Raw genomic sequence first — 12,046 nt, forward strand, 5'->3', positions numbered from 1 at the left:
TTATTTGAATATTCTATCAATTATAGCAAGATTTTCATGCTTAAATTTGCTTTCACGATCTTGTTTTCAGCAATAATTCAATGAACTTATCTTCATTTTTTCAGCGCGGTCCATTTCAGAATGAAAGGGATTTCATGCAGCGATAAGTATTTATGAACGCTTTTTTAAAAAACAGATAAGTAATAGTTTCTAGCCTATATAAATTATTCTGATAACATAAGAAACAGAAAGTAAATAATATGTATTAGCGATTCAGCAATTTTGAAAAGAGCGCAAATCACACTCTTTTCAGTATTAAGGAGAGGTCCAAACGCAGGAGGTTTTGTCGAATGACAAAGAAAAAGACAATTACGAATAACCCATGGTTCAAGTTCCATGGTCCCAACCTAGGTTATGTCATTGAACAATATGATCGTTATGTGACTGAAGGAGATTCCGTTGATCCGGAATTAAAAGAGCTTTTTGAAAACTGGGGCGCTCCTCCTTCTCTTGATATGGATTTATCCAATGAAAGCGGCATAAGCGCAGCTTCCTCTCAAAACGCGGCAGATATTGAGAAAGTTATCAAAGCCGTAAAACTAGTTGACAGCATTCGTTCATACGGCCATCTGTCAGCAAACATCAATCCAATAGAGGAACAAACGGACGTGCATCCTTCATTACATCCGGAAACATACGGACTGAGCGACGCCGATTTGGAAGCGATTCCAGCCAAAATGATTTGGGCAGATGCACCGCGAGACATTCGGACAGCGCTTGATGCGGTTCGTAAATTGAAAGATATTTATACGAAATCTTTAGCATTTGAGTTTGATCATGTACAAGACAGCGAAGAACGCGCATGGCTTCAGAGAATGGTCGAATCAGGTTCTCTAAGTTCATTGAATAACGAAAAACGAATTGCTGTCTTAAAGCGATTGACAGCAGTCGAAGGCTTCGAACAATTCTTGCACAAAACATTCGTCGGCCAAAAGCGCTTCTCCATCGAAGGAGTCGACATGCTTGTACCTATGCTTGATGAAGTCATTTCTGAAGGTGCCAAGGACAGCGTGCGTGATGTTATGGTCGGAATGGCGCATAGAGGACGGCTCAGCGTATTGGCGCATGTATTAGAAAAGCCGTACAGCCATATGTTTTCCGAATTCCAGCATTCTAAAGCTAAACAAGATTCATCCAGTGTAGGCTGGACCGGCGATGTGAAATACCATTTAGGAAAAGAGCAACTTGTTGGATCCGATACTGTACAAACGCGAGTTACCTTAGCGAACAACCCGAGCCATCTTGAGTTTGTGGATCCTGTTGTGGAAGGATTTGCAAGAGCTGCTCAAGAAAATCGCCAAAAAGCCGGTTCTCCGGAGCAAGACGTTTCCAAATCATTTGCGATTTTAGTTCATGGTGATGCAGCGTTCCCAGGTCAAGGAATTGTCTCCGAGACACTGAACTTAGGCAGATTGAACGCATATCACACAGGCGGAACAATTCATGTCATCGCCAATAACTTGGTAGGATTCACAACGGACAGCTATGATTCCCGCTCTACAAGATATTCGAGCGATCTTGCGAAAGGCTTTGATATCCCGATCGTGCATGTGAACGCGGATGATCCAGAAGCTTGTCTTGCCGCTGCATACCTTGCTTACCGATACCGCACTCATTTCCAAAAAGATTTCGTAATCGACTTGGTGGGATATCGCCGCTTCGGTCACAATGAAATGGATGATCCTGCAGTTACGCAGCCGCTTGTGTATAAAAAAATCAGCAAACACCCGACTGTAAGAGCTTTATATGCCGAGCAGCTACAAGCTAAGGGCGTTCTCAGCGCGGAAGAAGTTGAAACAATCAGCCAGTTCATTCAAGAACACCTAAAGGCTGAATACGCTCAAGTTTCTCCGAAAAACACGGAGCATACCGTAGCGGATGTACAAATACCTGAAGTGGTTGCAAACGGAATGCCAAGTATGGATACGAGCGTGCAGGTTGAAACGCTTCGCGAATTGAACAGCGCTCTGTTAGAGTGGCCGGAAGAGTTCCATGTGTATCCGAAAGTGAAAAAAATTCTGGAACGCCGCGAAAGCGCATTCGAAGACGGCGGAAAAGTGGAATGGGCGCTTGCTGAAGCATTGGCATTTGCGACAATTTTACAAGAAGGAACGCCAATTCGTCTGACAGGACAAGATTCACAGCGCGGAACGTTCGCACAGCGCCACATTGTATTGCATGATACAGAGACGAACGAAACATATTCGCCGCTGCATCGTCTGCCGCAGGCCCGTGCTTCCTTTGCGGTGCATAACAGCCCGCTTTCAGAAGCCGCTGTGGTAGGTTTTGAATATGGCTATAATGTATTCGCTCCTGAAACACTTGTTATGTGGGAAGCGCAATACGGAGACTTCGCCAACACGGCGCAGGCTCTCTTCGATCAATTCGTTTCGGCGGGAAGAGCGAAGTGGGGTCAAAAGTCAGGACTTGTCTTGCTATTGCCTCACGGCTATGAGGGACAAGGTCCGGAGCACTCCAGTGCACGCCCAGAGCGCTTCTTGCAGCTGGCTGCGGAAAACAACTGGACAGTGGCGAACTTGACAAGCGCGGCACAGTATTTCCACATTTTGCGCCGTCAAGCAGCGGCTCTTGGAACAGACTTTGTCCGTCCGTTAGTGATTATGACGCCGAAAAGCTTACTGCGCAATCCGCTTACAGCTTCACCTTCTGCTTTGCTCAGCGAAGACAGATTCCAAACCGTGCTGGAGCAGCCGCACCTTGGAGGAGAAGTGGATAAAGTAAAACGTCTTGTCTTAACCACTGGCAAGATGGCAATTGATTTGACAGCGGAAATCGAGTCCGGCAAAGAACAGCGCAATTTGGATGAATTGCATATCCTCCGCGTTGAGCAGCTGTATCCGTTCCCGAAAGACAAAGTTAAATCGATTATCGAGCGTTATAAAAACCTAGAAGAAATCGTATGGGTACAGGAAGAGCCGAGGAATATGGGCGCTTGGCATTATATAGCACCAATTCTGTTCGAGCTTGCTTCCGACAATGTAAAAGCAGGCTACATCGGACGTCCGGATCGTTCAAGCCCGTCAGGCGGCGATCCGCAGACGCACAAAGCGGAACAAGAGCTAATCATCAATTGTACGCTAGACGTTAGTCATACGCTTGGACAAACTGAACTAGAAAAAGAGTTCGTTCACATTTAAGAAAAGCGGAACCGGCTCGCTCAGGTGAAGAATCAGAGGTTCTCTGATTCTTCACCTAGCCGGTGGAGCTAGACATCACGAAAATTTTATAATTTTTTATCTTTGAAAAACTTATAATATCAATGTTAGGCAAATTGGGAGGAAGTTGGACATGATCGAAATCAAAGTACCTGAACTTGCAGAATCTATTTCAGAAGGAACCATCTCACAGTGGCTCATCAACGTGGGCGACAAAGTGAACAAAGGAGAAAGCTTAGTTGAGCTTGAAACAGATAAGGTCAACCTCGAAATCAATACGGAATACTCAGGTATTGTGACAAAAATGCTGAAAGAACCTGGCGATACGGTTGAAGTCGGCGATGTCATCGCGATTTTAGAAGACAATGAAGGGGCAGTCGTACCGGAAGCCGCAGCACCACAAGTTGCAGCACCACAAGCTACAGTATCTGAGCCGGAAGTCAAGGAAGAAGCTGCCGCTCCGCAAAGCATCCAGCCAATGCAAGGGCTTCCGAATACAGAGCGCCCTATCGCTTCACCTGCTGCAAGAAAATTGGCGCGTGAAATGGGAATCGACTTGAACGAAGTGCGCAGCAGCGATCCGCTTGGCAGAATCAGACCGCATGATGTGAAAGCACATACTCCGGCACCGGTACAACAAGAAGCACCGAAAGCCGAAAAACCTCGTCAGGCTGCAATCAAGGTGGACACTGATTTTGACAAGCCAGTAGAGCGCGTGAAAATGTCCCGCCGCCGTCAAACAATCGCAAACCGTCTTGTAGAAGTACAACAAACGGCTGCAATGTTAACGACATTCAACGAAGTGGACATGACGGCTGTTATGGACCTTCGCAAAGAGTACAAAGATGCAATCCTTAAAAAGCATGATGTGCGTCTTGGCTTTATGTCCTTCTTCACAAAAGCTGTTGTGGCGGCATTGAAGCAATTCCCGCTTTTAAACGCGGAAATTCAAGGCGACGAGCTTATCCTCAAGAAGTTCTATGATATCGGAATCGCAGTATCAGCTCCGGAAGGATTAGTCGTTCCTGTCGTACGCGATGCGAATAAATTGAATTTCGCTGAGATCGAAAGAGAAATCGGCGAGCTTGGCAAAAAAGCCCGTGATAACAAACTTACCTTGAAAGAGCTGCAAGGCGGAACATTCACGATTACAAACGGCGGCGTCTTCGGTTCCTTGATGTCAACACCGATCTTAAACGGCCCGCAAGTAGGTATTCTCGGTATGCATAAAATCCAATTAAGACCGGTTGCGATTGATGCAGAGCGTATGGAAAACCGTCCGATGATGTACATCGCCCTTTCTTACGATCACCGCATCGTGGACGGAAAAGAAGCAGTTAGCTTCCTTGCTACTGTTAAGGAACTGTTAGAGGATCCAAAATCGTTGTTATTAGAAGGTTAATAAGTTATATAGTTCCGCGGGATCGCTCGTTCAATCCCAAGCTGCAACATAAAAAACCTCAATCCTTTTTTATTAAAGGATTGAGGTTTTTTGCATTGCTCACATTTACATTCTAATATCCCTCGACTAGCAGCTGCTTTGCCTCGAAATACAAAACCTGAATAAACTTCTTGGCATTAATCCGCGTATGCGTCGTTGAAGTCAAAGATGCTTGCTTTAATTCCGTCATTCGTTGACGCACTGTTGTAAAATCAAAAAACTTCGGCGCGTAGTTCTCAAATTTCGGATTCGCAAAATCGGTGAGACCGAGAGATGCCAAATGATTCAATGACTGGTAGATCGCCCGGCGAACGCGCTGTTCGGACGCCTTTCTCTCTCTGTCAATCTCATCTTGTGAAGCGGCAGTTCCTAATTTTCTTAAGCTGATATGGGTGAAGATATCCTTTAAGGTAGGAAATCCCATCTCAAATTCTCGTTCGGTCTCATAGTGGTACAAATAATCGATGATATCCAGCAAGTCCTTGCTTCCATTTTCTCCGGCTATGCCCAGTTCAGATAAAAGAACTTGCCCCCAATCCGTAATTTTCTTCTCCTCAGAGGATGGCTTTTGTTCTTTTGCAGGATTCCAATCAAATACATTGCTGAGTGACTTCTGAATGTCTTGTATGGATCGTTCCAAACGAATGCGCTCCATGACCTTCTGTACAACCGATAATACTTCAATTCTGTTCAGCGGCTTTGTGATGTAGTATTCAATTCCAAGGGAATAGGCCTCTCCGATCAGCTCTTTGGATTCCACTTGGGAAACCATGATGATTTTCCCTTTAAATGACGGCATAATGCTGCGAATCGTTTCAATTCCGTCCCGGATCGGCATCAATAAGTCAATGAATAAAATATCGACATGCTTGATAGCCAGCGTATGTTCATCTACGAAAGAGCCATCTTCCGCTTCCCCTACAATTTCTCCCAATTCTTCATCCTCTATGATTTGTGACAGCATAGATCGAAAGACTTCATCATCGTCCGTAATATAAAAATGCATAAACTCATCCTTTCTCTGCTAAACTGCGGATCGGCAGCCGGATGGTGAAAATACATCCGTTCTTTCCTTGCCTATCCCGGAGTATAACCTCTCCTCCCAGTTCCTCTGCCATTTCTTTTATATAAGACAGCCCGATTCCTGTAGACGGTGTTCCATCCTCTCTATATTTAGAGGTAAACCCCGGTTTAAAAATGAGCTGTTTATATTTTGCCGGAACTCCTGGACCGTCATCGGCCACTTTATAATCGATCCAATCATCCTCTTTATCTATCGAAACGGTGATTGTACCTGTATCTTCAATCGCTTCTACTGCGTTCGCGACTAAATTGTTGATAAAAGACAGCATAAGGTAAATGTGATAATTCGGATGCTGCCCCTTTATCTGCGACACAAATTCGATTTTCTTTCCTAACAGCGACGCATATTTCTGATTGATTCGGACAACCATGTCTGCCAGCTCATGTACATTCATATATTCCGGCAGATTTTCGCTTGAAATGAGTTTCGAAAGACCGGCAAAAATTCTTTGATTATCTTTTTTGATTTCATGCACCTCTCCGGCTGTTCGTAAAGCTTTTTTTCCCCAATCTTCAATTGGAAGCTTTTGATCTTGTTTAAAATCGTTCATGCTTCGATATAAATCGTAAGATTCTTTTGTTATTGTTTCCGCGTTTTGCAGTGTTTTTTTCAAATGAACGGTCTCTATATATAAGTTCGAAAGGTGCATGATCATATTTTCGTTTTCCTTTCGGACTTGCGATTCTTTCAGCCGTAATTCGTACAGTCTCATCATATTGATGAAGCCCAAAGCAAAAAAGCTTCGAAACACCGCAATAATGATAATCTTGTTCAATACGACTATCGTCACAGCATTCCTCACAAAAAGTTGATAAAGCATCATCTCCGTAAGGCTGGACGCGATTTCAATCGCAATACCGAAACATCCCATAAGCAAAGGGTTATGCTGAAAACGATTGACCCTCATCAAATAAAACAGGCATGCATATGTAAAATAGTAGAAGAACGCCGGATAGCGCACGATGAGCGATGTCGCTAGACTAAAGTTTCCCTGCATCATCCAATCCAATAAAACACGGAACGCCAACACTGATGTTCCTACTAACAATCCCATGACAACAGGTGAAATTTTACGAAAGAACAATAAAGAAAAGAAGAAAATAGGCGTCCCAAAGCTGACGCGAAATACATCATTGAATGGGTGAAAGTTCAATTCACCTGCAATCGGTACAGTAATCATAAGAGCAATAATAATCGAGAAATCTTTATTTTGCAATTGATCCCGTTTCAAATCCGCCACTTCCTGATTTTTGCTACTATTATACCGCCTTATAGTTATAAACACAATTTCCTCCCATACAATCATACATAAGAAAATACAGCTTGCTTTTATAAACAAGCTGTATCCTCGTCCGTTATCCTATAACTATTTCGTTTGTTGCTTTTATAGGCCGATAGACCGGCTCCCACATTGCGTTTCGAACCGCTTGCTTTATATCGTCATGTTTCATTCGTGCCACACCATCGGCAACAGCCGCTTTTGCCACTTCTATCGCGACGATTTCCGAAATGGCGCGAAGATCCTCAATTTGCGGAAGTAAAGGCGCGCCCGGCTTACTTACATCAATCATGCTTGCCACCGCTTTCGCCGCCGCCGCGAACATGCCGTCAGTAATGATACGGGCACGGGACACGTTCGTTCCAAGCCCAAGCCCCGGGAAAATAAGGGCGTTATTGGATTGTCCGATTACATACACTGTTTTGTCATATGTTACAGGAGGGAACGGGCTTCCGGTTGCCACTAGAGCCCGTCCCTCTGTCCAATAGATTAAATCGGCAGGCTTTGCCTCCGCTAGCGGCGTTGGATTGGACATAGGCAGAATTACCGGTCTTTCAACGTGCGCTGCCATTTCTTTCACAATGTCTTCAGTGAATGCTCCTGCAACGGTTGAAGTTCCGATTAAAATAGTCGGATGCACTTGACGAACGACTTCAGCCAAGCCTGCTCCCGCGTTGCTTTCTTCAGCAGGACGCGCATACGGACGCTGAAAGTCGTACAATTCGTCCATATCATCTGTCAGCAAACCGTTCCGGTCAATGCACCAAAATCTGTGATTCGCCTCTTCCCATGAAAGCCCTTCGCGCACCATCGCATCACGTACCTGATCGGCAATTCCGATACCAGCCGTACCTGCGCCGAATACGACAACGCGATGCTCACGCAGCGGAATATCGGAAGCTTGCACTGCCGCCAGAACAGCAGCAAGCGATACGGCTCCTGTACCTTGTATATCGTCATTGAATGTGCAAACCTTATCTCGATACTTCTCTAAAATGTTTCGCGCGTTTTTGGAGCTGAAATCCTCCCAATGCAGCAAAGCGGTAGGAAACATTCTTGACGCCGTACTTACAAACTGCTCAATGAACGCATCATACTGCTCGTCCCGAACACGCGGATGACGATTTCCGATGTAGAACGGATTGTTCAGAAGCTCTTCACGATCTGTGCCCACATCTAAAATGACAGGCATCACACGACCGGGATCGATTCCAGCTGCGGCCGTATAAACGGCTAATTTGCCGATCGCGATATTAATACCGCCGACACCCCAGTCGCCGATTCCTAAAATCCCTTCCCCGTCAGTGATAACAATTAAATCGATATCCTCCGCACTGGCTCCGAAGTTTTTAAACGCCTGTTCAATACCGTTTGTATCATTGATGGATAAGTATACTCCACGTGGTTTGCGGTATTCATTGCTGTAACGCTGAATTGCCTCTCCTACCGTCGGTGTATATACAATCGGTAGCATTTCAGGTAAATGATCTGTTAGTATGCGGTAAAATAATACTTCATTTCGGTCATGTAGTGCTGTTAACGTAACATTTTTATGCAAATCGCTCGGCTGCGAGGAAAATTGTTCATAAGCGCGGCGCGCCTGTTCATCGAGCGTCAGCACCGCCGGCGGCAATAATCCTGTTAAATCCAGAGCCTCTCTCTCCTCCTGCGTAAATGCAACCCCTTTGTTCAACAACGGTACAGCCAGTAATTCCACACCGCGCAAGGCAGTTTCCACTTCCCCGCTTGGAGTAACCGTGAATTTATACATATAATCCCTTCCTTTTCCAATCAAACTTCTGCTGTTGATCCCTGTACATATCAAGTAAGAAAAGCGGAGACTGCGGCAGTACCTAGCCGGCGGAGCTAGACATAAAGAAAAGAGGAGCCTTCGAGGTTCTCTGGTGGCAGCACCTAGCAGACGGAGCTAGACATGTCCCGTATGTCAAGCAAAAAAGGGCTACTGCGCCCTCTTTTGCTTGACATGTACAAGTTTACTGTCTTTCGAAAAGAACTGCACCTGCAATACCTGGATGTGTCATTTCGTAAGGATCCAAAATTAAATCGAGTTCTTCTTCCGATAATACATCATATTTCAAACATAGTTCGCGAATTGGCTGCCCATTCAAAATCGCCTCTCTTGCTATGCGTGCAGCGACCTCATAACCGATATGCGGATTCACCGCCGTAATAATGCCCGCACTCTTTTCCACATATTCCTTCATTCTCTCTTCGTTTGCTCCAATTCCCTTTAAACAATAGTCTGTAAACGCACGGAATGCATTATTCATAATACTGATGGATTGAAGCAAATTAAATACGAGAACTGGTTCCATAACATTCAATTCCAGCTGTCCCGCTTCAGATGCAAGGCAAATCGTATGGTCGTTGCCAATCACTTGGAAAGCGACTTGATTAATAACCTCAGGCATGACCGGGTTGACTTTCCCGGGCATAATGGATGAGCCCGGCTGACGGGCAGGCAATGTAATCTCACCAAGTCCGGCACGAGGGCCGGAAGCCATCAATCGCAAGTCATTGGCAATTTTGGACATGTTCATCATGCATACTTTGAGTGCAGCTGATACTTCCGTATAAGCATCCGTGTTTTGTGTCGCATCCACAAGATGCTCTGCTCCCACAAGCGAAAAGCCACTGATATCAGCAAGATGCTCAACTGCGCTTTCAATGTAGCGAGGGTCCGCGTTCAAGCCGGTTCCCACCGCTGTCGCGCCCATATTCACCTCGTATAAATGCTGGCGTGATTGTTTGATGCGCTTTATATCGCGGGCAAGCACGCGGGCATACGCTTCGAACTCTTGGCCCAAACGGATCGGTACAGCGTCCTGCAGATGCGTCCGGCCCATTTTAATGACATGGTCGAATTCCTTCGCTTTTTGCTCGAATACGCCATGCATATATTCTATTGTGTCCAATAATTTCTCTAACATATTCAATGTTGCAATGTGAATCGCAGTCGGAAAAGCATCATTTGTAGACTGTGACATGTTCACATGACTGTTTGGACTGATATGAAAGTAGTCTCCTCTTTCTTTTCCAATCAATTCAAGCGCACGGTTGGCAATGACCTCATTCGCATTCATGTTCATCGATGTTCCTGCGCCGCCTTGAATTGGATCAACAATGAAATGATCGTGCCATTTGCCGTCGATGATTTCTTGAGCAGCCTCCACAATTGCCTTGCCTGTCCCTTCGTACAGACGCTTTGTTTCCATATTAGCAAGAGCGGCCGCTTTCTTGACGATAGCCAAAGCCTTAATGAGCTCTTCATGAATGGTATACCCTGTGATAGGAAAGTTCTCAACAGCGCGCAATGTTTGAATGCCGTAATAAGCATCCGCCGGTACCTCTTTTTCTCCTAAGAAATCCTTTTCAATCCGCACGTTTTGTTTTATTTCATTTACTTCCATCCGATTCTCCTCCTATTTCTTACGCAACATTTGATTCTTTAACGGAATCCACGTAACGTCGCGCTTTTTCTTTATCAAATTCGCCCTCCCATTTCGCCATTGAAACGGCTGCCAATGCGTTTCCTAATACGTTCACGGCGGAGCGGATCATATCCAAAATGCGGTCGATGCCGGCAATCAAAGCAATTCCCTCTAACGGCAGTCCCATAGAGCCGAGAGTCGCCAGCACAACAACGAACGATGCACCCGGAACTCCAGCCATACCTTTTGAAGTCAGCATAAGTACAAACAGCAATGTGACTTGCTCTGTCAACGACATGTGTACGTTGTACATTTGCGCAATAAACAGCGAAGCAAGTGATTGATAAATCGCCGAGCCCGTCAGGTTAAATGTGTAGCCCGTCGGAATAACGAAAGAAACGACCGCCTTCGGACACCCGAATTGCTCCATCTTTTTCATAATGTTTGGGAGTACTGCTTCAGAACTCGCTGTTGTAAAAGAAAGAATGAGCTCTTCCTTTAAAATTTTAATAAGCGTGAAAATATTCGTTCCTGTCAATTTCGCATTTATGCCCAAAACCACAACAGCAAAGAATATTACAGTTGCATACACAGCCAACACAAGCTTTCCAAGCGGAAGCAACGTGCTCACTCCGAACTTGGCAACTGTCACCGCAATTAGCGCGAATACTCCGAACGGCGCGAGCTTCATCACTTGATTCGTTACCCAAAACATCGCTTCTAGCACACCTTCAAAGAAATGAAGCACCGGCTTCCCTTTGTCTCCGATTGCCGCAACGCCTAGACCGAATAGAACAGTAAAGAAAATGATCGGCAATAAATCGCCCTGCGCCATGGATTCAAATATGTTTTTCGGAACGATATGAACGATCGTTTCCGCAAAGCCTTGCTGTTGCGTGGCATTTGCTGTTTGCTGATACGCTGAGATATCTCCTTTTTGCAGATGGCTCATATCCACGCCAGAGCCGGGATGAAACACGTTTGCGGCCAATAAACCAATCGCGAGCGCAATTGTGGTAACGATTTCAAAATAAAGAATCGTTTTGCCGCCGAGCTTCCCTAGCTTCTTCATGTCTCCTACACCCGCTACCGCAACAATCAGTGCACCTATTACAATCGGCATAACAATCATTTTAATTGCATGAATGAAAATATCGCCAATTGGCGTAATGTAAGCAATGGCTGTTTTGTTTCCATAAAAAACAGCTCCAACAATAATACCTAATACAAGTGCAACAAAAATTTGCGTAGCTAATCCAAATTTTTTCATTTATATCCTCCTTGTTAACGCTTTCAATCTGTATTTTCAAATTACTTAACCAAGTGTACAATCAAAATTACAAAAATCTACAAAAATCTACAAAATCCGCGAAAAATAAGTTTTAAAAGTTTTTTAAGTTTTTTAAGGAAGGCCCTCTCAACTTATATAAGTCCACTTTATTATTCCGACATATCTATCGTTTGCCACGTAGAACAAAAAGGAAACTGCACTCGTTCCCTCTCTCTCTCCCTGCATGGGCCACGAAAAGGGTTTGACCGCTTCTACGCTTAATCGGATGCTCTCTCCCCACTATC

The 12,046-nt window shown here is 44.9% G+C and carries 7 protein-coding genes; 2 read left to right on the forward strand and 5 right to left on the reverse strand.

The window, feature by feature from the left end:
• The first annotated feature begins 329 nt into the window (after positions 1 to 329).
• Positions 330 to 3,197 (forward strand): 2-oxoglutarate dehydrogenase E1 component, encoded by a 2,868-nt coding sequence (locus tag H540_RS0103455; RefSeq protein WP_028399429.1) that lies wholly within the window; start codon positions 330 to 332, stop codon positions 3,195 to 3,197.
• Between the two features lie 151 nt (positions 3,198 to 3,348).
• On the forward strand, positions 3,349 to 4,617 hold the full coding sequence (odhB, locus tag H540_RS0103460; RefSeq protein ID WP_028399430.1) for a 2-oxoglutarate dehydrogenase complex dihydrolipoyllysine-residue succinyltransferase: 1,269 nt from the start codon (positions 3,349 to 3,351) through the stop codon (positions 4,615 to 4,617).
• 112 nt (positions 4,618 to 4,729) lie between these two features.
• On the opposite strand, the gene H540_RS0103465 is transcribed toward odhB, so the two are convergent.
• From H540_RS0103465 to H540_RS0103485, 5 genes are all read right to left on the reverse strand, one after another.
• Positions 4,730 to 5,662, reverse strand: coding sequence for a response regulator (locus H540_RS0103465; RefSeq protein ID WP_028399431.1), 933 nt, complete (start codon positions 5,660 to 5,662; stop codon positions 4,730 to 4,732).
• 4 nt (positions 5,663 to 5,666) lie between these two features.
• Positions 5,667 to 6,980 (reverse strand): ATP-binding protein, encoded by a 1,314-nt coding sequence (locus H540_RS0103470; RefSeq protein ID WP_028399432.1) that lies wholly within the window; start codon positions 6,978 to 6,980, stop codon positions 5,667 to 5,669.
• Positions 6,981 to 7,095: 115 nt separating this feature from the next.
• Positions 7,096 to 8,790: an NAD-dependent malic enzyme gene (locus tag H540_RS0103475; RefSeq protein WP_028399433.1), complete on the reverse strand. Its 1,695-nt coding sequence runs from the start codon at positions 8,788 to 8,790 to the stop codon at positions 7,096 to 7,098.
• 223 nt (positions 8,791 to 9,013) lie between these two features.
• A complete protein-coding gene (aspA, locus tag H540_RS0103480; protein ID WP_028399434.1) occupies positions 9,014 to 10,450 on the reverse strand; it encodes an aspartate ammonia-lyase in 1,437 nt (478 codons plus the stop codon).
• Positions 10,451 to 10,469: 19 nt separating this feature from the next.
• Positions 10,470 to 11,741, reverse strand: a complete 1,272-nt coding sequence (locus tag H540_RS0103485; protein ID WP_028399435.1) for a cation:dicarboxylate symporter family transporter — start codon at positions 11,739 to 11,741, stop codon at positions 10,470 to 10,472.
• Positions 11,742 to 12,046: the final 305 nt, after the last annotated feature.

The organism is Ectobacillus panaciterrae DSM 19096 (assembly GCF_000430785.1).
In the GTDB taxonomy this organism is placed as follows: Bacteria; Bacillota; Bacilli; order Bacillales; family Bacillaceae_G; genus Ectobacillus; species Ectobacillus panaciterrae.